Annotated in this window: 12 protein-coding genes, 2 tRNA genes and 3 rRNA genes; 5 read left to right on the top strand and 12 right to left on the bottom strand. The window is 50.6% G+C overall.

All coding sequences use genetic code 11. The features are described from left to right. Window positions 1–188: 188 nt before the first annotated feature. The 5 genes from ACOXYR_RS19685 to ACOXYR_RS19665 all read right to left on the bottom strand — a co-directional run bounded on the left by ACOXYR_RS19685 (window position 189) and on the right by ACOXYR_RS19665 (window position 8,790). The gene (locus ACOXYR_RS19685; protein WP_421425932.1) at window positions 189–2,777 is read right to left on the bottom strand and encodes a retention module-containing protein; all 2,589 of its coding nucleotides are present in this window, start codon (window positions 2,775–2,777) and stop codon (window positions 189–191) included. A gap of 313 nt (window positions 2,778–3,090) precedes the next feature. Then, window positions 3,091–3,432, bottom strand: a complete 342-nt coding sequence (locus tag ACOXYR_RS19680; RefSeq protein WP_421356716.1) for a tryptophan synthase subunit beta — start codon at window positions 3,430–3,432, stop codon at window positions 3,091–3,093. 17 nt (window positions 3,433–3,449) lie between these two features. Continuing rightward, on the bottom strand, window positions 3,450–5,393 hold the full coding sequence (lapD, locus tag ACOXYR_RS19675) for a cyclic di-GMP receptor LapD (RefSeq protein ID WP_421356717.1): 1,944 nt from the start codon (window positions 5,391–5,393) through the stop codon (window positions 3,450–3,452). Between the two features lie 9 nt (window positions 5,394–5,402). Then, a complete protein-coding gene (lapG, locus tag ACOXYR_RS19670) occupies window positions 5,403–6,104 on the bottom strand; it encodes a cysteine protease LapG (RefSeq protein WP_421356718.1) in 702 nt (233 codons plus the stop codon). A gap of 22 nt (window positions 6,105–6,126) precedes the next feature. Further along, complete coding sequence (locus ACOXYR_RS19665; protein ID WP_421356719.1) at window positions 6,127–8,790, bottom strand: glycosyltransferase; 2,664 nt, start codon at window positions 8,788–8,790, stop codon at window positions 6,127–6,129. An 810-nt stretch (window positions 8,791–9,600) separates the two neighbouring features. Here ACOXYR_RS19665 and ACOXYR_RS19660 point away from each other — a divergent pair. The 4 genes from ACOXYR_RS19660 to rrf all read left to right on the top strand — a co-directional run bounded on the left by ACOXYR_RS19660 (window position 9,601) and on the right by rrf (window position 14,613). Then, window positions 9,601–11,141 (top strand): 16S ribosomal RNA (locus tag ACOXYR_RS19660). Between the two features lie 85 nt (window positions 11,142–11,226). After that, window positions 11,227–11,302: transfer RNA gene (locus ACOXYR_RS19655), tRNA-Glu, on the top strand. Between the two features lie 191 nt (window positions 11,303–11,493). After that, window positions 11,494–14,398 (top strand): 23S ribosomal RNA (locus ACOXYR_RS19650). A gap of 99 nt (window positions 14,399–14,497) precedes the next feature. Then, a 5S ribosomal RNA gene (gene rrf, locus ACOXYR_RS19645) occupies window positions 14,498–14,613 on the top strand. The 16S, 23S and 5S rRNA genes sit together here with 1 tRNA gene alongside, the layout of an rRNA operon. Window positions 14,614–14,960: 347 nt before the next feature. Here rrf and ACOXYR_RS19640 read toward each other — a convergent pair. From ACOXYR_RS19640 to aspA, 6 genes are all read right to left on the bottom strand, one after another. Further along, window positions 14,961–15,036, bottom strand: a tRNA-Phe gene (locus tag ACOXYR_RS19640). Between the two features lie 114 nt (window positions 15,037–15,150). Continuing rightward, the gene (locus ACOXYR_RS19635) at window positions 15,151–15,726 is read right to left on the bottom strand and encodes a transcriptional regulator (RefSeq protein ID WP_113858078.1); all 576 of its coding nucleotides are present in this window, start codon (window positions 15,724–15,726) and stop codon (window positions 15,151–15,153) included. A 46-nt stretch (window positions 15,727–15,772) separates the two neighbouring features. Continuing rightward, entirely contained in the window at window positions 15,773–17,455 is a 1,683-nt protein-coding gene (locus ACOXYR_RS19630; RefSeq protein WP_421356632.1) for a protein-disulfide reductase DsbD, read from the bottom strand. Then, on the bottom strand, window positions 17,431–17,754 hold the full coding sequence (gene cutA / locus ACOXYR_RS19625) for a divalent cation tolerance protein CutA (protein WP_108476099.1): 324 nt from the start codon (window positions 17,752–17,754) through the stop codon (window positions 17,431–17,433). The genes ACOXYR_RS19630 and cutA overlap by 25 nt, the downstream gene beginning before the upstream one ends. A gap of 99 nt (window positions 17,755–17,853) precedes the next feature. Continuing rightward, the gene (locus ACOXYR_RS19620; RefSeq protein ID WP_113858080.1) at window positions 17,854–19,155 is read right to left on the bottom strand and encodes an anaerobic C4-dicarboxylate transporter; all 1,302 of its coding nucleotides are present in this window, start codon (window positions 19,153–19,155) and stop codon (window positions 17,854–17,856) included. A 114-nt stretch (window positions 19,156–19,269) separates the two neighbouring features. Then, window positions 19,270–20,706, bottom strand: coding sequence for an aspartate ammonia-lyase (aspA, locus tag ACOXYR_RS19615; protein ID WP_015966241.1), 1,437 nt, complete (start codon window positions 20,704–20,706; stop codon window positions 19,270–19,272). Window positions 20,707–21,040: 334 nt separating this feature from the next. Here aspA and ACOXYR_RS19610 point away from each other — a divergent pair, with 334 nt between their 5' ends. Next, window positions 21,041–21,511 carry an FxsA family protein gene (locus tag ACOXYR_RS19610; protein ID WP_108476101.1) on the top strand — a complete coding sequence of 157 codons (471 nt, stop codon included), beginning with the start codon at window positions 21,041–21,043 and terminating at the stop codon, window positions 21,509–21,511. Window positions 21,512–21,532: 21 nt separating this feature from the next. On the opposite strand, the gene yjeH is transcribed toward ACOXYR_RS19610, so the two are convergent. Then, on the bottom strand, window positions 21,533–22,771 hold the full coding sequence (gene yjeH, locus ACOXYR_RS19605) for an L-methionine/branched-chain amino acid transporter (protein WP_189623806.1): 1,239 nt from the start codon (window positions 22,769–22,771) through the stop codon (window positions 21,533–21,535). Window positions 22,772–22,958: the final 187 nt, after the last annotated feature.

Raw genomic sequence — 22,958 nt, 5'->3', positions numbered from 1 at the left:
GAATCTTATGTGTGAGAGGTATCGTACTAAAAATAATATTCGTATAGTTAATGCATTTTCCCTGGTTTTATCATTCATTAATATTAAATGATGCTTAACGCATTTAGGAACGTTTTAATGATGTTTAAAGATTAATAGAGTGCTAAAGGTCGGTATTATCGATAGCATCAATAATACCGACCCTTTCATTATGAATCTTGATCGGGTTGAGCAATAAGGTGGCCGAGCTGTTCAGCCTCATTACTCGTCCAGACATCAGTTTGTCCTCCGCTCTCCGCCGGAACATGCTGCACGTCGTCAGGTTGGGAGTGGGGCGTTGCCTGATTATCGGTTTTAATTAAAGAACTCAGATCGTTGTGTTCATCGTCATGCACAATGTCACTGAGATTGACAGTATTTATCGGGTTCGTCTCACTTCCAGTTGTTTGATTCAATATCCCCATACCACCTGTTAAGGCAGAACCATGATCATCATCGGCCGATTCTGCATGGTGGAGTGCGTTGTCGATATCACCGAGAAGCATGTTGAGGGATGCCTCCGGCTCTGTGCTAGCCTGAGCGTTGATAGGCTCGCTACCGTCCAGCTTGCTAAGCTCAAGCGTATCGTTATCAATCAGTAACCCCATATCTTCATGATTATAATCGGTATTATTATCCTGGCGATCGTTATTCTCGTCCGTTTTTTCTGAAGCCCGGTGAGTATTTTCCTCAGAAAACAGATGCTCGGATGCGAAGGTTGCCGTGTGATCGCTGGCATGTTCCTCTGATTGCGTCTCGGGATGGTGCTGCTCATGTGCGTCTCCATCCGCGGTTAGCGTGTTCGTTGAATGATCATCTGAGAGCTCGCTTCCCTCATTACCGTTAATGGGAAGGGTATGCTCCCCACTGTTAGCGTCAATTTCACCAGAGTGATGCTCTTCACCTTCAACTTTAGTCGCGACATCAAGTTTAATATTACTCATGTCTGACAACTGCTCTGTTAATGAGAGTGTCAGTTTGGCGTCCAGGGTTGATCCCTCAACATCAATCCTGATGACACCATCATCATTGACGAGATAGTTTTTCCCGTCGTAATTGAGAGTCGTATCAGGTGGTAAGCCGGATAGCGTGATTGAAGTGATATGATCGCCTTCGTTAGCATCCAGATGAGCATCGATGTTGAGTTCATATTGCCAGGTTTTATGCATATCAGGATTGTTCGGGTCGAGCCCTTCTTTGCTGCCTGATATAACATCCGTGATCCGGTTGCTTCCGCTGTATCCTTTACCATCCACTGTAACGTTAATGCTTTCAAAATAGTTGATACTTTGGTTAACGTTCGCCGAACCGTACGATGAACTCCAGTTATCGGAACCGGCGACAAAAATGTAGTCATGTGCGGTACTGGTAGCGGATTCCCGGTTACCATTGACTGCATTCATTGCATGTTGCGTATTATCGCTTTGGGTATAGGTGCTCTGGCTATGTAAAACAAACACATCCGTCTTACCTACATGCCCATCCACATTACCCTGGGTGTAAACCTTGATATTTGCCTGGGGGATATCGCTGGAAACATACTTCCCGACATCTCCAGCAGATACCCAGATGATGACATTCTCGCCGACTGCAACGATGTTGCCATTTTCATCCACATCAAAGCCATTACCACTCGGATCCTTACTGCCACCATTAACTTCAGTGGTGTGAGAGGACTCAGTAGCCGTGAACGTTACATTGAGAGTGTGATTGTCATTGATATCGGTGTCGGTGTCGGAGTCCGTATCCGAATCGGTGTCTGTGTCGGTATCCGTGTCGGTATCCGTGTCAGTATCGGTATCAGTATCAGTATCAGTATCCGCATCCGTATCGGTGTCCGTGTCGGTATCGGTATCAGTGTCCGTGTCGGTATCGGTATCAGTGTCCGTGTCGGTATCGGTATCAGTGTCCGTGTCGGTATCGGTATCGGTATCGGTATCGGTATCGGTATCGGTATCAGTGTCCGTGTCGGTATCCATATCGGTGTCCATATCAGTGTCCGAATCCGTGTCGGTATCCGTATCGGTGTCTGTGTCAGTATCGCTGTCCGTATCGGTATCGCTGTCCGTATCGGTATCAGTGTCCGTGTCGGTATCCGTATCGGTATCGCTGTCCGTATCGGTATCCGTATCAGTGTCCGTATCGGTATCCGTATCGGTATCGGTATCAGTGTCCGTGTCGGTATCGGTGTCTGTATCCGTATCTGAATCGGTGTCTGTATCTGTGTCCGTATCGGTGTCGGTATCCGAATCGGTGTCGGTGTCCGTATCCAAATCCGTATCGAGGATCGTTAATTCTTCCTCAATATTCGAATCAGGGAACGCCAAACCCTCTGTAGGATAACCCGCGCCGGGATCGATGATTTCGCCTGTTAAATCGAGAACAACATGAGTATGGGCTCCGCCAGATCCCGGTGAGCCAGGCTCTATGGCTGTCTGAGGGCCCGCCGCGGTGGCTTCGAGAAGCTGAGTTGGATCCTGCCCGTCCTCAATAGCCTGCTGAATCGCTGCGATATCTGTGGTTGTTGTGTCAGGAAGAACGCCTGAAGTCATCCCGTTGCTATCCCAGTGACTATCGCGGCCGAGATCGAGCGTTTTACCATTCGGCAGAATGACTGATACCGCCCCAGTTGCGCTGGTTTCTATCTGCTCTCCCGCCATAATTTGGTCACCTTCCACCAGTAAGCGTCTGCTTCCATCAGATGAAATAGCAAATGCTTGCCCAACGATCGCTTTAATTATGCCGGCTACTTCGCTCATGTATTGCCCCTTTTCGTAAGAATACCTTCCATCGCACTTAATGTCTTTGCCGCGGATAGCACACTGATTTATCCCGTGTTTCAGTAAAATTTATATTTGATGTTAAATGATAACTGACTGATTTTGCTATTTAATATGGCTTTGCAAATTATCCTGTAATCATATATCGGTTGAACTTAATATAAATAGAAAAAATGTTCTTTGATTTAAATGTGGTTTTAATTGGATGTACTCGTTAAAAAATCTTATCTAAGAAGATTATTACTGCTCTAATTTAACGAGTAGTGAGTGCGTAATAATACGTAATTCTTTATCAAATTAACTGTTCGTCATCATCCTGAATTAAACCTTCCAGGCCACTTAGCCTTTGGCGAGCTTGAGCACGACTAAGGAGCTTACTTTGTGCTGCTGGCGGTAAATCAGTAATACTAATTATCCCTTTGCTCATAAGGACCTCAATCAGGTCTTCAAGTACGCGAACCATGTCGAGATCACTTTGCTGCAGTTGTTGCAATGTGGCTGCACGAAGCGTATTCATTTTAAGCCATTCGGCAATTTCTGCGGTGGTTTCCTCATATTGCTCCGTTGATTCCCGGAACGGAGAAGACTCAACGCGCAAAATTTTTCCGTCACTATCCCGTTCGATGAAATGCATAGATACACTCCTGATTGTTATTGAGTAAGGGTACTGGCGTCGCTAAAGTAACGACCCATCGCACCATACAGGCCAATATTTTCAAGTACGGCGAGCTCTCCGTCCGTTTCAACTCGCTCCGCAATGAGTGGCAGATTTATCTGGCGTGTGGCCCAGTATATGGCTTCGATGAAAAGCTTTTTATCTTCTTCATGATCAATATTACGGATGTAACCGCCGTCGACTTTAATCCACGCAAGCCCCCACTGTGGCAAGTTACCAATCAGATTGAAGCGGCCACCGAAGTGTTGAATGCCCAGGCGGCAACCCAATACGTTTAGTTTTTGTACCAGAATGCTCACCAGATCAGGATCCGGGAGTTCATTTTCATCCAGTTCCAGCGTCAGCCTGCCCGCAAGGTGGCGCGCATTTTTTAGCGGTTGTAGCAGGGCATTCATACTGGTTTCGTCAGCAACACTTTCACCACTGATGCTGAGTGCCAGGGGCTGAGTGGTTGCCTCCATTGCTTTTAATGTCTGTTTCAACATCACAATATCCATGCGACGGCTCAATGCAAGGCGATGGATCCATGGCATAAACCGACCCGCAGGAATAATCTCGCCATCTTCAGCTTTGATTCGGGCAAGTATTTTTTGGTGCAGGATAATATTCTTTCTGTCGCATTGATAAACGGGTTGGGAGAAAAGCTCAAACGCGTCATTTTGCAGCACTTGTTCCAGACGGTGATGCCAACGATGGCGATCGTCGTCGTTTTCTACATTGCCAGACATCTGAATATTGGCAAAAAAGCGCATTTCCGTTTCTGCCATTGCTAACGCCTGATCCGCCTGTAAGAGTACCGCCTGCGGCGTATCGCCAACAGTAAACGCCACTTGAGAGAAGTGCGCGACAGGCGTGACATCACTCATGCCCGTTTCGTAGAGTGATTTTAATTGCGTGTTGAGGGTTGCCATCAGGTTTTCCATCTCCTGGGGCAAAATAGCGGGCGTGATAATAGCAAATTCACCGCCGCGCACGCGGGCAAGAAATCCTTCTCCATGAAGGAAACGTTTCTGAAGCTGATGAAGGGTATCGGCGATAGCTTGCAATAATTGATCTGTCCTGGCGCCACCAAGACGTTGGTTAAGCCCAGTCAAATCTTGCACGCGTAATAAAATCAGATGACCTTCTGCGTGCTCGTCATCGCTGAGGCGAGATTGCAACTGAATATCAAAGGCGCGGCGGTTATTTAGCCCGGTCAGGCTATCATTATAAGCTTCTTCTCGAAGCTTTTCAGTTCGCGACGCCTGTTCGCTAAACAGCGCCTTAAGCTGGTTCACCATCATATTTGTTGCTTCCACCACGCGGCGTAGTTCTGGCGTTTTGGGGCGGGCTGGAAGGTTAAGAAATTCCCGACGGCTGATTGCCATCGCTTGTTCAACGATATAGTTAAGTGGACGCAAACTGCGGCGCAACATAAACATTGCCCCCAGTACGCACAGTACACTGCAAACGCTGAGCAGAATAAAACTGGCGATGAGGCTATCCCACAGGCGTGTCAGGGCGAACATGGGATGGCTAATGACTTCCACTCGTGCCACCTGCGACCAGCCACGCATCACTGTAGCCTCTCCTTGCCCTGGATTTAGCCTGACCAGATGCACAAACCAATCAGGGACACTGGCGTTTTGCGGCATGTTTTCTCTTTCGATAAGCGGCTTTCCGCTTTTGATATCCACAACCCGTATACGATAAAAGTAGCCGCTATCGAAGATTGAGTTCACCATCAACTCCGTCATGACCGGGTCGTCTATGTTCGCAGTCAACGAAAGCCCCAGCGCAGTGGCGCTGTCCTGAGCGTGGGCACTCAGTTGGTTATGATACTGCTCGCGCGAGCTTTCCAGCGTGACATAAAAGCTGCCGCAAAAGATGACCAGCGTGAACAGACAAATACCAATGAGTAGCTGTTTATAGAGAGACATGGCTACTTCCTATTCATTAATTACAAATCCTTCTGCACACATTTTGGTGAGAAGATCCTGCCAACGAGAAAGTTTTTTACTGTCGCCAACGCGTTTGTTTCCACCTGCCTGAGGCACCCATAATCCCTGTCCATTAAAGGAATAGACCGGGAGAAGGTCATTACGCTGGGTTGCCGGAAGAATTGCCGTTTTCAGATTATCCAGAATCAGCGGGGTGGCATCGGGCGTAGCGTACCAGGCCAGAACCATATGCGCCTGATTTAACTGCAAGGCTTTAACATAAGTGATTCGTAACTGACTGGCCGGAACGCCCATTTCACGCAGTGTAAAATATTTGGCCAGCGCGTAGTCTTCGCAATCTCCTGCTCCTTTGCGCAAGAGTTCGATTGGCGTGGCCCAGTAATCCTGTTGCTTCCAGACAGCAATATCATCGCGAAAGCGTATGCGACTGTTAAAAAAATGATTAACGCGATTCAGTTTATCTTTTACGTCACCCGGTGATGCGCTTTTCACCAGCAGAGCCCAATCATTGATATTACGTTGCGTCGCAGGTGTCGTCGGCCCATACAAACGTTGGGTTCGGGCATTGATAGTGTCGAAATCCCATCCGGCGAGCAGTCCTGGTGCAATGGCAAGCAACAGCACCAGAACACAGCATAACCACCGTTTCCGGAAAGAATATTGCGCTACATTCGCTATGGGCCCGTTCATTTCTCCGCTTTACCGTAAAAGGTTATGCTCTGAGGCCATGCTTTTTGCGCCAATATTTGCGATACGCAACGTAGCCTGAAAGATAGTGTCCGACATCGTCAATTCTGACATGCATTCGATGATGCCGAATGAAAAAGCTGCCTTTTATACGATCCGGTTTTTTGAAAAACATCGCAATTTCTGGCCAGAAAAAACCATTTGCCAGGTAGCGCGCGCGCGCTTCAAGCGCCACCTTAAATTTGCCGATGTCGAAACCGTCAAGTAATTGTTTATGCTCTGAGTTCGCGAGCCGGTCGATCATCCGCTCTGCCGCCATCATCAATTCCAGTAGGGTTGGATAGGTCGTCACCCTGTTAATAACGAAATCAAGATGATCGCGAACGTTATCCAGACCAAATTTATAGTAACGCGCTAATGGGCGATAAAGGGTAAGTTCATTGACGCCGTAGCCCATCCAGTGATCGTGCGCTTGCCAGTGTTTCTGAGCGATAAAATGATCCATCGCCCTCTCAACAATGGCCAGCCAGCGAGGCTCATGGGTTAGCCCATATAGACGCATTAACGCAAAAGTGGCTTCTCCATCATAGTAAATGGTTCTGTGTTCGGCCTTAAGGGAGAGATCGTGCGCATTATAGACATGGTTAAATCCCCCCGTTTCTGCAATTTGCATGTAACTGATGCCGTTCGCCAGTCGCTGCATTTGCGGTAAATAACGCTTATCTCCCGAGACGTCAGTATATTTAGCAAAAGCGAGAATACTGACAGCATTCCCACCCAGTTTGATTTCGTTTCCTTCATCGATCAGAAAATCGGCATGACTTCCATCGGGTAGCGTTCGGGTCTGAATCAACTCGGTAGACAAATAGGCTAACGCACGCTCTACCGTACGAAACTGTTCTGGATCCCGCGTCACTTCCCATCCTTCGAGCAGCGCGTAGGTTGATCCTGCATGGCGAACGGTGTTGTAGCCTTTGATGGGTTTATCGAAACAGGGATGCCATCCGTACTGGTATCGGCCTGTCTCAAGCGCCTGACGTTGAAGGTAATCAGCAGAAGAAAATATCATCGGATCGAGTTCATCCTGCCAATGTGGCAGTTTTCGATAACCGGAACGTTTACCCTGGGGCTCGATGGGATAGGCCTGCTCGCCATCGGTAAACAAGCTACGCGTGGTGAAACGCCAGAGCAGTTGCTCAGAATGTGCAGGCCATTGCAGCTCATAACCAAATTTCTTACGGGAAAAACTCGCCAGATTGATAGGATTGGGCGTCGCAACCCCCTCCGTCTGTTGATACAACAAAACGTTAGCGAGGATTTCCTGTTCCAGCATGGCGTGCTGAAAGCGATAATCGAAACTCAGGCCAAAGCGGAAATAATTGCGTTTCGTTTTGCTCAGTTTCGCCTGCAGGGCTGCCCAGGTTAGCGTTTCGATCTTATCGACGATGTCCACCCGTAGCCAAATCGGTGTAGTTGCCTGGGTATCTTGCCAATCCTGCAATGCCAAAATCCCTTTGAGCCAGGCTTTGTCCAGTGTATCTGCCTGTACACATAGCGTGTGGGCGCGTTCTTTACCGTTACAAACACTGAGAAAAAGTACACACTCCGGGAAGGGGGCTGGGTGAGCCGGCACATTCAGCCGATCGAGTTCGCTTCGCGCCTGGCTAATCAAATGGTTGAGAGACATCGTATTAATCTCACCGTGCGTTAAAAAAAGATCATAAATAAAGTTTCTGGCTTCCTGCGACAATAAGGGGTTGCCAGGTAAAGCCTGAAGCGTTTCTTTTGTCTGGATGAACAAGCGCCGTGGAGCGGATACACCACGTTTGATCATGTTGGTGTATCGATTTAAATAAAGGGCAAGGATATTATGCTTTTCATCTATGTTCAGATGCGGTTGTGCCATGACAAAATCGTAGGCTGAAAGGTATATCATTACCGCTTCTTTAGGACTGGTACCCTTAGCGGCTAAAGAAATATCATCAGCTTCATTAATGAAATAATACTTTTTACGATTTCCCAGGATGGCGATATTGCGGGCTACGCAATACATCTTCATCATGAACCAATTATCTTCTCTGATATGTATCTGTTCAGGGAAACGGATATGATTCTTCTTTATCAAATCTGTTTTGAGAAGTTTTCCAAATACGGTTAATGAACGATAAAGCTTTGTCTGAATGAAGGTCAGACCCTTTATGCTCTGTTCATAATGAAAGGCAGAATAGCTGATAGCACGCCGGCTACCCTCCGCTCTGAAATAGGGCATGCATACCATATCAATGGTAGTATCGGTTTGCGCAAAGCCAAGTGCATCTGAAAGTGTATGAGGGGTAATATAATCATCAGAGTCGATGAATAATGTCCATCTGCCAGTTGCGACTTCCAGACCATGGTTTCTTGGCATGGCGGCGCCCCCTGAATTCACGTTCCTTTTAAGGATGATAATGTTGGGAAAGTCGCAAACATAACGCAGAAGAACATTGTAGCTTTCATCCGTTGAGCAATCATCTATTAAGATGAGTTCTATATTATATTTTTCGTAGTCTGATTGCTTTAGCTTAGTTAAACAACGCGCGATCGCTTCCGCTCGATTGTAGACAGGAATAATAATTGAAACTTCTGGCTGCTGAGATGTTTCTCTCTTTATTATATCTTGAGTAAAGTCGGATGATCCTCCCGGCAACATGATATTCTCCCTCATATCAACATTTATTCATTTCCATCCCGGAAGACTTTAATCTCTCATGGTTCTGGAGAGAAAGCTATTTTTCTTACGAATATTGACTCTAAGTGATGCGCAGCTCACGAAGCGCATATGACGCATGCGGCTGTTGCACCAGGCGATGTTAATTGGATGAAAGGCGTCCTCGCATCCATCATACCGTAGTAAAACCAGAGCGGTAGTATCGCAGTCGCCTGATGGTTTGCTCGCAGCACATGTGTAGATACCTGAAAGGCTCTCTTACTATATAGAGTAGGTAGAAGTATGAGGAGAAGACTGGCATTTGATTTTATCGGGTAATAAGGAGAAAGGGCCGATTATCCGGTCAGGGAAACTGGCAATATCGTGTTGATTAAGTCTTTTTGTGGATAACTCTGTTGATAAATAGGTATAACATCGTCTTTTGCTGTGGATTTCGTCAGTCAGTAAAATTAGCGCAAATTAGGGGTTGCAGGCTCGGTATAACTCCCTATAATGCGCTCCCACTGACACGGAACAACGGCTTCCAGGCCACCGGGTTAGCAGGCTTCCTTCGGGAACGCCGCCAGAGAAAAGCGAAAATAAGCGCTTGACTCTGAAGGAGGAAGGCGTATTATGCGCACCTCGCAACGGTGAGCTTCATGCCGCGTTGCACTGCTCTTTAACAATTTATCAGACAATCTGTGTGGGCACTCAATGATACGGATTCTTAACGTCGCAAGACGATAAATGAATACCAAGTCTCTGAGTGAACACGTAATTCATTACGAAGTTTAATTCAAGAGCATCAAACTTAAATTGAAGAGTTTGATCATGGCTCAGATTGAACGCTGGCGGCAGGCCTAACACATGCAAGTCGAACGGTAACAGGAATCAGCTTGCTGATTCGCTGACGAGTGGCGGACGGGTGAGTAATGTCTGGGAAGCTGCCTGATGGAGGGGGATAACTACTGGAAACGGTAGCTAATACCGCATAACGTCGCAAGACCAAAGAGGGGGACCTTCGGGCCTCTTGCCATCGGATGTGCCCAGATGGGATTAGCTAGTAGGTGGGGTAATGGCTCACCTAGGCGACGATCCCTAGCTGGTCTGAGAGGATGACCAGCCACACTGGAACTGAGACACGGTCCAGACTCCTACGGGAGGCAGCAGTGGGGAATATTGCACAATGGGCGCAAGCCTGATGCAGCCATGCCGCGTGTATGAAGAAGGCCTTCGGGTTGTAAAGTACTTTCAGCGAGGAGGAAGGTGTTGTGGTTAATAACCGCAGCAATTGACGTTACTCGCAGAAGAAGCACCGGCTAACTCCGTGCCAGCAGCCGCGGTAATACGGAGGGTGCAAGCGTTAATCGGAATTACTGGGCGTAAAGCGCACGCAGGCGGTTTGTTAAGTCAGATGTGAAATCCCCGGGCTCAACCTGGGAACTGCATTTGAAACTGGCAAGCTTGAGTCTCGTAGAGGGGGGTAGAATTCCAGGTGTAGCGGTGAAATGCGTAGAGATCTGGAGGAATACCGGTGGCGAAGGCGGCCCCCTGGACGAAGACTGACGCTCAGGTGCGAAAGCGTGGGGAGCAAACAGGATTAGATACCCTGGTAGTCCACGCTGTAAACGATGTCGACTTGGAGGTTGTGCCCTTGAGGCGTGGCTTCCGGAGCTAACGCGTTAAGTCGACCGCCTGGGGAGTACGGCCGCAAGGTTAAAACTCAAATGAATTGACGGGGGCCCGCACAAGCGGTGGAGCATGTGGTTTAATTCGATGCAACGCGAAGAACCTTACCTGGTCTTGACATCCACAGAACTTAGCAGAGATGCTTTGGTGCCTTCGGGAACTGTGAGACAGGTGCTGCATGGCTGTCGTCAGCTCGTGTTGTGAAATGTTGGGTTAAGTCCCGCAACGAGCGCAACCCTTATCCTTTGTTGCCAGCGATTCGGTCGGGAACTCAAAGGAGACTGCCAGTGATAAACTGGAGGAAGGTGGGGATGACGTCAAGTCATCATGGCCCTTACGACCAGGGCTACACACGTGCTACAATGGCATATACAAAGAGAAGCGACCTCGCGAGAGCAAGCGGACCTCATAAAGTATGTCGTAGTCCGGATTGAGTCTGCAACTCGACTCCATGAAGTCGGAATCGCTAGTAATCGTAGATCAGAATGCTACGGTGAATACGTTCCCGGGCCTTGTACACACCGCCCGTCACACCATGGGAGTGGGTTGCAAAAGAAGTAGGTAGCTTAACCTTCGGGAGGGCGCTTACCACTTTGTGATTCATGACTGGGGTGAAGTCGTAACAAGGTAACCGTAGGGGAACCTGCGGTTGGATCACCTCCTTACCTTAAAGAACCGTTCCTTGAAGTGCTCACACAGATTGTCTGATGAAAAGTAAATAGCAAGGCGTCTTGCGATTGAGACTTCAGTGTCCCCTTCGTCTAGAGGCCCAGGACACCGCCCTTTCACGGCGGTAACAGGGGTTCGAATCCCCTAGGGGACGCCACTTGCTGGTATGTGTGAGTGAAAGTCGCCGACCGTAATATCTCAAAACAGACTGTAAAGTCTTGTTTGAGATATTTGCTCTTTAAAAATCTGGATCAAGCTGAAAATTGAAACGACACACTGTTAAGTGTGTTCGAGTCTCTCAAATTTTCGCAACACGGTGGTGTTTTACGAAACATCTTCGGGTTGTGAGGTTAAGCGACTAAGCGTACACGGTGGATGCCCTGGCAGTCAGAGGCGATGAAGGACGTGCTAATCTGCGATAAGCGTCGGTAAGGTGATATGAACCGTTATAACCGGCGATTTCCGAATGGGGAAACCCAGTGTGATTCGTCACACTATCATTACGTGAATACATAGCGTAATGAAGCGAACCGGGGGAACTGAAACATCTAAGTACCCCGAGGAAAAGAAATCAACCGAGATTCCCCCAGTAGCGGCGAGCGAACGGGGAGCAGCCCAGAGTCTGAATCAGCATGTGTGTTAGTGGAACGGTCTGGAAAGTCCGACGGTACAGGGTGATAGTCCCGTACACCAAAATGCATATGCTGTGAACTCGAAGAGTAGGGCGGGACACGTGGTATCCTGTCTGAATATGGGGGGACCATCCTCCAAGGCTAAATACTCCTGACTGACCGATAGTGAACCAGTACCGTGAGGGAAAGGCGAAAAGAACCCCGGCGAGGGGAGTGAAAAAGAACCTGAAACCGTGTACGTACAAGCAGTGGGAGCCTACTTGTTAGGTGACTGCGTACCTTTTGTATAATGGGTCAGCGACTTATATTCTGTAGCAAGGTTAACCGAATAGGGGAGCCGAAGGGAAACCGAGTCTTAACTGGGCGTTAAGTTGCAGGGTATAGACCCGAAACCCGGTGATCTAGCCATGGGCAGGTTGAAGGTTGGGTAACACTAACTGGAGGACCGAACCGACTAATGTTGAAAAATTAGCGGATGACTTGTGGCTGGGGGTGAAAGGCCAATCAAACCGGGAGATAGCTGGTTCTCCCCGAAAGCTATTTAGGTAGCGCCTCGTGAATTCATCTTCGGGGGTAGAGCACTGTTTCGGCTAGGGGGTCATCCCGACTTACCAACCCGATGCAAACTGCGAATACCGAAGAATGTTATCACGGGAGACACACGGCGGGTGCTAACGTCCGTCGTGAAGAGGGAAACAACCCAGACCGCCAGCTAAGGTCCCAAAGTCACAGTTAAGTGGGAAACGATGTGGGAAGGCTCAGACAGCCAGGATGTTGGCTTAGAAGCAGCCATCATTTAAAGAAAGCGTAATAGCTCACTGGTCGAGTCGGCCTGCGCGGAAGATGTAACGGGGCTAAACTGTGCACCGAAGCTGCGGCAGCGACACTAAGTGTTGTTGGGTAGGGGAGCGTTCTGTAAGCCGTTGAAGGTGTGTCGTGAGGCATGCTGGAGGTATCAGAAGTGCGAATGCTGACATAAGTAACGATAATGCGGGTGAAAAACCCGCACGCCGGAAGACCAAGGGTTCCTGTCCAACGTTAATCGGGGCAGGGTGAGTCGACCCCTAAGGCGAGGCCGAAAGGCGTAGTCGATGGGAAACAGGTTAATATTCCTGTACTTGGTGTTACTGCGAAGGGGGGACGGAGAAGGCTATGTTGGCCGGGCGACGGTTGTCCCGGTTTAAGCGTGTAGGTTTGCAGACCAGGTAAATCCGGTTTGCTTCAGGACTGAGACGTGATGACGAGGCACTACGGTGCTGAAGTGACAAATGCCCTGCTTCCAGGAAAAGCCTCTAAGCATCAGGTAACATCGAATCGTACCCCAAACCGACACAGGTGGTCAGGTAGAGAATACCAAGGCGCTTGAGAGAACTCGGGTGAAGGAACTAGGCAAAATGGTGCCGTAACTTCGGGAGAAGGCACGCTGATATGTAGGTGAAGCGGTTTACCCGTGGAGCTGAAATCAGTCGAAGATACCAGCTGGCTGCAACTGTTTATTAAAAACACAGCACTGTGCAAACACGAAAGTGGACGTATACGGTGTGACGCCTGCCCGGTGCCGGAAGGTTAATTGATGGGGTTAGCCGCAAGGCGAAGCTCTTGATCGAAGCCCCGGTAAACGGCGGCCGTAACTATAACGGTCCTAAGGTAGCGAAATTCCTTGTCGGGTAAGTTCCGACCTGCACGAATGGCGTAATGATGGCCAGGCTGTCTCCACCCGAGACTCAGTGAAATTGAACTCGCTGTGAAGATGCAGTGTACCCGCGGCAAGACGGAAAGACCCCGTGAACCTTTACTATAGCTTGACACTGAACATTGAGCCTTGATGTGTAGGATAGGTGGGAGGCTTTGAAGTGTGGACGCCAGTCTGCATGGAGCCAACCTTGAAATACCACCCTTTAATGTTTGATGTTCTAACGTAGACCCGTGATCCGGGTTGCGGACAGTGTCTGGTGGGTAGTTTGACTGGGGCGGTCTCCTCCCAAAGAGTAACGGAGGAGCACGAAGGTTAGCTAATCCTGGTCGGACATCAGGAGGTTAGTGCAATGGCATAAGCTAGCTTGACTGCGAGCGTGACGGCGCGAGCAGGTGCGAAAGCAGGTCATAGTGATCCGGTGGTTCTGAATGGAAGGGCCATCGCTCAACGGATAAAAGGTACTCCGGGGATAACAGGCTGATACCGCCCAAGAGTTCATATCGACGGCGGTGTTTGGCACCTCGATGTCGGCTCATCACATCCTGGGGCTGAAGTAGGTCCCAAGGGTATGGCTGTTCGCCATTTAAAGTGGTACGCGAGCTGGGTTTAGAACGTCGTGAGACAGTTCGGTCCCTATCTGCCGTGGGCGCTGGAGAATTGAGGGGGCTGCTCCTAGTACGAGAGGACCGGAGTGGACGCATCACTGGTGTTCGGGTTGTCATGCCAATGGCATTGCCCGGTAGCTACATGCGGAAGAGATAAGTGCTGAAAGCATCTAAGCACGAAACTTGCCCCGAGATGAGTTCTCCCTGAGACTTTAAGTCTCCTGAAGGAACGTTGAAGACGACGACGTTGATAGGCTGGGTGTGTAAGTGCAGCGATGCATTGAGCTAACCAGTACTAATGAACCGTGAGGCTTAACCTTACAACGCCGAAGATGTTTTGGCGAAGAGACAGACATCATTTTCAGCCTGATAACAGATTACATTAACCGGCAATAAGCGGGTTAATACAACAGAATTTGCCTGGCGGCAGTAGCGCGGTGGTCCCACCTGACCCCATGCCGAACTCAGAAGTGAAACGCCGTAGCGCCGATGGTAGTGTGGGGTCTCCCCATGCGAGAGTAGGGAACTGCCAGGCATCAAATAAAGCAGAAGGCCATCCGCAGGGATGGCCTTTTTGCGCTGGTGCGAAGAAAAAAGTGCCGGATGCGGCGGCGCCTTATCCGGTCTGCAAAAGAACAATTCCCCGCCGAAGGATACGGCTCTGCAGGCCCGGTAAACTCCGCGCCACCGGGCAATACCGCGCGCACAACGCCTCTCTGGCACTCTCTGAACGATACCTGCCCTGATACGACATCTAAAGATAAAAACGCTTCTCGTGGATTACAGCGATGATTTAAAAACGAAAAAGAAGTGAAAAAGGCAGAATGGAATACCAACCCCAGAAAAGCAAAAACCCAGCCATAGGCTGGGTTCTTTAAATAGTGGTGCCCGGACTCGGAATCGAACCAAGGACACGGGGATTTTCAATCCCCTGCTCTACCGACTGAGCTATCCGGGCAACGGGGCGCATTAAACCGTAAAGGGCCGTTGGCGTCAACGGGTTTCAGCAAAATAAGTGACAAAAACGCGTTAACTGCATGCTTTTCGTGCAAAACGCCCGAAAAGAGTACACTCAGGTCAATGCACCGCCCTGACGACACTGCGCAAAGCGTAGAATGTCTTCAGCCAGACGATGCGCCGTATCGACATCCACCTGGCTACGATTTACCAGCATTCGGCTCAGGCAGCCTTCCAGTACCAGTTCCATCTGTTTTGCCACCATTGCCGGGTCATCGACTTCCAGTTGAGTGAGCAGGTCGTGGCTAAACGTGTAGGCCGCTTGTTTCTGTTGATCCGCCAGTTGATGGATTGGATGGTCCGGGTCTGGATAAAAGGTACAGGCGGCGATAAAAAGGCAGCCAGGATAACGCTGATTGCTAACGCAGTCCGTCAGCGCGTTATAGCGTGCCAGCAGCTTTTGCTCAGCAGTCAATTCATCATCGAGCATCAGCTGACGACGCCAGATATCCACTTGCTGGCTAAGATAACGTAGCGCGTCATATAGCAGAGCTTCACTATCCGGCCAATAACGCCTTAGTTCATCCAGTGGACGATCGACACGTTCGGCAACCATCTCAAGCGTAGTGCTGGCTATCCCTCTGATCTCAAGTAAGTGGAGGGCTTCTCCCAGGACATCTTCACGTTGCACGGTGTTCTCCTTCGTTCCCAACGGTTTTTCCCGTCTAAAGTGTTGTCTACGGTTGGCGATCGCGCAAATGCGCGTTGAATGCCGCAGCATCCATAAATCCGGTTACCCGTTGTGTCGGCTGTTCCTGCCCCTCTTTATTGAAAAAGAGAATAGTAGGCAGGCCCAGTACGTTTAAATGCTTCAGTAGCGCGGCATTCTGCGCGTTGTTAGCCGTCACATCCGCCTGCAACAGTACGGTATTGCTTAACGCCTGTTGAACCTGTGAATCGCTAAAAGTGTACTTCTCAAACTCTTTGCAGGCTACGCACCACTCGGCGTAAAGATCTAGCATGACTGGCTGACCTTTGGCTCTCGCCAGCGCCTGGGTGAGTTCATCGACGCTGCTTATCTGAGTAAAGTTCAGATGAGGGCGATCCTGCGTGGCTTGCGTGTTGCCGAAGGCCCAGTCCTGTAACGGACGCACGCTGATTAATGCGGCAGCGAGCAGGACAATCTGCCCAAGCCGCATCCACGGCTTTTGCGCACCAAGGCTGGTGATAAACGCCCAGCCAAAGAATGCGACGCCGAGCAGTGACCATAACCGCAGGCCCCACGTCTCGCCAATAACCCGTTCCAGCAGGAAAACCGGCAATGCGAGGATCACAAAGCCAAACGCCGTTTTGACATGCGCCATCCACGGTCCGCTTTTCGGCAACAGGCGATTGCCAAAGACAGTAACCAGAATCAGTGGCAGACCCATCCCCAGTGCGTACAGATAAAGTATGCCGCCACCTAACAGCAAATTACCACTTTGCGCAATGTAGAGCAGGATGGCACTCAGCGGTGCGGTAGTACATGGAGAGCAGATCAGCCCGGCAATCGCGCCCATTGCGAAAACGCCGCCCAGAGACCCGCCCTGCTGGCGATTGCTCATCAACGTTAATCGCGTTTGTAGGGACGACGGTAGTTGCAGCGAGAACGCGCCAAACATCGATAGCGCCAGCAGGATAAACACCGCAGAGAGTCCAATGAGCACGTACGGATGCTGCAGCGCAGCCTGGAACTGCATGCCGGCGGCGGCGACAACCAATCCGAGCGCGGTATAGGTGAGCGCCATCCCCTGGACGTAGATAAACGCCAGCAGCAGCGCACGCGCCGTGGAGAGCCGCTGTTTACCGCCCAGCACGATCCCCGAAATAAGCGGATACATCGGCAGCACACAGGGCGTGAAGGCTATGCCTATGCCGATGAGCAGCGCCCAGAGCGCGGAGAAGGGTAAATCCGCGCTGGCGGGCACAGAGGTTTCGATCGGCGCGGTGGTTGCCACAACCGCACTCAGGGGAACGGTTCGGGTTTCGGGCGGATAGCAGAATCCCGCGTCAGCACAGCCCTGATACGTTACCGTCAGGGTCGCGCCCTGCGACGCCTGGTTAATCGTCACCGGTACGGTTAGCTGCTGACGATAAATCTCACTTTTGCCGTAGAATTCATCTTCATGCCACTGTCCGGCGGGCAGCACCAGCGGCGATGTTTGCGCCTGATTAGGGACGACCTTAATTTGCTGGCGGTAAAGGTAGTATCCCTCTTTAACCTGCCAGGTAAGATTGAGATCCTGTTGGTTCTGCTGAAAATCGAAAGCGAACGCCTGGTCCGCCGGAACAAAGTTAGAGCGGCCGGGCGCGTCGAACAGACCGGCAAAGGCGGATGTGCTGCACAGCAGCAGGATCAGCGTAAGGATGCGTTGAGCCATGAGAGATAATCGCTGTCTCCGTGAGTAACGGGTAAAACCAATAATTCCGGGGTCTGATACGGGTGATGAGACTTCAGGCAATCGAGCAGCGCCTGCTGATGTGTGAGGTCAGTTTTCAGTACCATCTGCACTTCGTACTCCTGCTCCAGCTTTCCTTCCCAGTAATAGAGCGACGTCGCGCCGGGAATGATTGTCGCGCAGGCGGCCAGTTTTTCCGCCAGCACTTTGGCGGCGAGATCCTGGGCAGTCGCTTCATCCGGGGCAGTACAGAGAACAACAACAGCGTCGGTAGTGCTCATCATCAACCTCGTATCGGTGAAAGAGGCAACTATAGCACGGTGTGGTGTGGGGGAGGCGCGAAACGGGCCGCATAGCGGCCCGGGTTTAAGGTTTTTTACTTACAGCATGATCCCGCCGAAGATGAAACCTAAGATGACGCACAGGGCGATGGCAATAACGCCAGGCACCAGGAAGGCGTGGTTAAAGACGTATTTGCCGATACGCGTTGAACCAGTATCATCCATTTCAACCGCCGCAAGCAGGGTTGGGTAGGTTGGCAGAACGAACAGCGCAGAAACCGCAGCAAAAGAGGCAATCGCTGTCAGCGGGGTAACACCCAGCATCAACGCGGCAGGCATCAGGGCTTTGGTGGTTGCCGCCTGGGAGTAGAGCAGGGTAGCGGCAAAGAACAGCACGACAGCCAGCAGCCATGGGTAGTTGTGCAGCAGATCACCCGCTACTTCCTGAATATCAGTGATATGCGCTTTCACGAAAGTATCACCCAGCCAGGCCACGCCCAGTACGCAGACACAGGCGCTCATACCGGATTTAAAGGTGCTGGCGTTGAGGATCTCGCCCGTATCAATTTTGCAGGTAAAGCAAATCAGCGTCGCGATAGTCAGCATGAAGACCACAATCGCTTCGTTACGCGGCAGTACCGGGTTCTGAATCAGGCCAACCGTGTCGCTGATGGCGGTAGCGTAGAACATTACCGCGACGATACCGATCAGGAACAGCAGCACAGAGCGTTTCGCGTGCGGTTTCAGTTTGAAGACCTGGCTTCCGCGCAGTTTCACTTCACCTTTAGCCAGACGCTCCTGATAAACCGGATCGTCTTTCAGTTCGCAGCCCAGGAAGTTACACACGCAGGCGGTGAGCATAACGGCAATCAGCGTGACGGGTATACAGATAGCCAGCAGCGTCAGATAGCTTACGCCCATCGGTTCCAGGATACCGGCGAAGAAAACCACCGCCGCGGAAATCGGTGATGCGGTGATCGCAATCTGTGAGGCGACAACGGCGATAGAGAGCGGACGAGACGGACGAATACCCTGCTCTTTCGCAACCTCGGTGATAACCGGCAGCGTGGAGAACGCGGTGTGCCCGGTCCCGGCCAGAATGGTCATAAACCAGGTGACCAGCGGAGCCAGAAAGGTGATGTACTTCGGATGACGGCGCAGCATACGCTCCGCCAGACTGACGAGGTAATCCATCCCCCCGGCAACCTGCATGGCGGCGATAGCCGCGATAACCGCCATGATGATTTCAATGACATCGAACGGAATTGCTCCTGGGTTAATTTGAAATAAAAGGGTGAGGATAAGAACGCCGAAGCCACCGGCAAAACCAATGCCGATACCGCCGAGCCTTGCTCCGAGATAAATCGCAAGCAGGACAATAACGAGCTCTGCACCAAACATATTAGCCTTCCTTGTGTTTACAAGTTGATATTAGAATGTTGTAGGTTGGTAAATCATAAAAAGCAAAAAGGGCATGTCATTGCTGACATGCCCTTTGTATCTTAACCGCTACTGTTACTGTTCGCTTTCATCTGTATAGCGTTTCGCTTTGTAGGCCGGGTGCATCAGGTTCTGTGCCGAGAAGATATCGTCCAGCTCAGCTTCTGTGAGCAAGCCGCGCTCCAGAACGACTTCACGTACGCTCTTACCGGTTTCAGCGCAAATCTTACCGACGATGTCGCCGTTATGGTGGCCGATGAACGGGTTCAGGTAGGTCACAATCCCGATAGAGTTGTAGACGTAACCTTCGCAAACCGCTTTGTTAGCGGTGATACCATCAACGCATTTTTCCAGCAGGTTGTAGCAAGCGTTGGTCAGAATGTGGATAGACTCAAACATTGCCTGACCAATCACTGGTTCCATCACGTTCAGCTGTAACTGACCCGCTTCGGAAGCCATGGTTACTGTGGTGTCGTTACCAATGACTTTGAAGCACACCTGATTAACCACTTCTGGCACAACCGGGTTAACTTTCGCTGGCATGATAGACGAGCCAGCCTGCAGTTCCGGCAGATTGATTTCATTCAGGCCAGCACGCGGGCCAGAAGAGAGCAAGCGCAAGTCGTTACAGATTTTGGACATCTTCACAGCCAGACGCTTCAGTGAGCTGTGAACCATCACATAAGCGCCGCAGTCAGACGTCGCTTCAATCAGGTCTTCCGCCGGAACCACCGCCAGGTTGCTGACTTCCGCCAGTTTCTGCACTGCCAGCTGCTGATAGCCATCCGGGGTGTTCAGGCGCGTACCAATAGCCGTTGCGCCGAGGTTAACTTCCAGCAGTAATTCCGCGGTGCGCAGCAGGTTTTTGGTTTCTTCATTAAGAAGCACGTTGAACGCGTGGAATTCCTGGCCGAGGGTCATCGGCACCGCATCCTGCAACTGGGTACGACCCATTTTCAGGATGTCCTGGAACTCAACCGCTTTACGCTGGAAGCCTTCGCCCAACTGATGAATCGCATCCACCAGTTTTACAATTGAGGTGTACACCGCGATGCGGAAACCGGTCGGGTAAGCATCGTTAGTGGACTGACATTTGTTAACATGATCGTTCGGATTCAGATACTGATATTCGCCTTTCTGATGTCCCATCAGTTCAAGGCCAATGTTCGCCAACACTTCGTTGGTGTTCATGTTAACGGATGTGCCCGCGCCGCCCTGGTAGACGTCAATCGGGAATTGATCCATGCATTTGCCGTTGTTCAGGACTTCATCACACGCCGCAATAATCGCGTTAGCAACGCCTTTTGGAATGGTCTGGAGTTCTTTGTTTGCCAGCGCAGCGGCTTTCTTCACCATCACCATACCGCGAACAAACTCTGGGATATCACTGATTTTACTGTTGCTGATATAGAAGTTTTCAATCGCTCTCAGAGTGTGAACGCCATAGTACGCGTCCGCAGGGACTTCCCTTGTACCTAACAGGTCTTCTTCGATACGAATGTTGTTTAGCATGTGAACCTTCTTTTGCAATCTGCCAATGAATTCACCAAATACGCAGAATTTACGAGGTTATGCGTATTTTCTGGCCGACGATTATGTCCTTAATCGACCCGGTGCCCGTGATCATATGCTGATGATAGCGAATTACAGTAATCTTGATCACTTATTACGAGGCGATTCTCATAAGATTTATTGATTTGTGAAATGGGTCACCGCTTGACCATTGTTGACAAAAATTTCTCGGCTGTCTGATTGAAAAATGACAGGCCGCCACCATTTACACTGGGTGACAGCAGCAAAATTTATACGTGAAGGCGAAAGCCTTCACGATTAACAGGAGAAGCCAGTGCGCTGGATACCGCTTATTGCTATTTTTCTTTATGTTTACATAGAGATATCGATTTTTATTCAGGTCGCCCATGTCTTTGGCGTCCTGCTCACATTAGTTTTAGTCATCTTTACTTCCGTGATTGGTATGTCGCTGGTGCGTAACCAGGGCTTCAAGAATTTCGTGCTGATGCAGCAGAAAATGGAAGCGGGAGAAAGTCCGGCGGCGGAGATGGTGAAAAGCGTTTCGCTGATTCTGGCGGGTTTACTGCTTTTGCTGCCGGGTTTCTTCACCGACTTCCTCGGCCTGCTGCTTCTGCTGCCGCCGGTGCAGAAACATCTGACCATGAAACTGTTACCGCATCTGCACTTTTCGCGCATGCCGGGCGGCGGGTTCAGCGCCAGCAACGATGGCGGGCAGACGTTTGATGGTGAATATCAACGTAAAGATGAAGAACGCGACCGTCTGGATCATAAAGACGATCGCTAAATGTGAGTGGAATGGCGCGGTTTACGCGCCATTACTTTTTGGCAGGAATAGCCAGAATACCGCCAGCATCACCACCGCATACAAGCCCTTCCATCCCACCATTGCCAGCAAAACGACGCAAAGCAGTGTCCCTATCGCCGCCAGCGCCTTATAGCGCCCCTTCAGCAATCGGCACCCGGCAAGCATGCACAGTAAATAGATAACAATGAAGATACCGTTGGCGTAGACGATAAGCGCATCAAGGTTGATATCGAGCCAGAAAATCGCCAGCGTGCTGATCACGCAGCAGCCTAATACAGCATTCAGCGCATTTACCGGGAGCTGTTTTTTCGACAGGCGGGAAAGGGGGCTCTGCGGTTTACTTTGCGCCTGCGTCCACACCAGACGCGCGAAGCTTTGAATATAAATGTTGAGACTGGCAAAGCAGGCGAGGTAGCCGATAACGCATGCAACCCACAATGCCTGAACGCCAAAGAGTTGCACTACGATGGTGGGTAGCGAGGCGGCAGCGGCCAGCTCGCTGTTATAGGCATTGAAGTGTAACACCACGACCGTACAGGCCCAGTAAACAGTACCGGCGAGCAGCAGGCCAATCATCAGCGCGCGGGGGAAATCGCGCTCCGGATTTTTGAATTCAGAGGCCAGATGGGCGAATGCCTCCAGGCCGACGAAGCACCAGAACATCACCGAGAGCGCCGAAAACAAATGGTTGGGTGCAATCTGCGTTACGGGGGGGAAGGGGATTTCGCTCAGGCGAATATCGCCAAACCACCAGATGGCGGCAATGAGTGCCACGATGAGTACTGCAACCAGCGTTTGCAGGTTGGCGCTGGAGCTTGCCCCGCGCGAGCCCAGCCACCAGACAATTGCTAGCGTGCCAATCTCCGCCAGCAACAACTGGCTGTCGTGCCAGCCAAACAGCGCCTGGCCGAATCCGGTGGCGATGTGTAATGCCGCCGGGAGACCGACGGGGATCACCGAAAGAAATAGCCAGCCGGTCACGCGTGCCAGGCGAGGGCCGAACGCCATGTCAACAAAGTGAGCCACCCCGCCCGCGCTGGGAAAGTGACGGCCCAGAATGGCGAAAACAATGGCGACGGGAAAGACAAGGATTATCAGAACGGGCCAGGCCCACAGGCTATCGCCCCCGGCAACGAGCGCCGCCAACGCAGGTACCGCAAAGACACCGGTACCCAGCAATGAAGTTGAAAGTAAACCCACACCCTGAGCCAACCCCAGCTCTTGTTTCAGACCACTCATGACCGCGTCCCGGCATTGGTAAAGAAATGAATAGTAACACAACCCTTATTGGCTGAAACGCAAGCGATTTACCCTGTTTTTCGCTGGGGTACACCGTTTCGCTGCGATCGCAATTTTTTCTGAAATTTTTTTCGACCTCCCCCTTGAAGGGGGGATGGCCCATCCCCATCTCTCTGGTCACTAGCCG

The organism is Pseudocitrobacter faecalis (assembly GCF_965231525.1).
Taxonomy (GTDB): Bacteria; Pseudomonadota; Gammaproteobacteria; order Enterobacterales; family Enterobacteriaceae; genus Pseudocitrobacter; species Pseudocitrobacter faecalis.
This window is presented reverse-complemented; position numbering and strand designations above follow the sequence as displayed.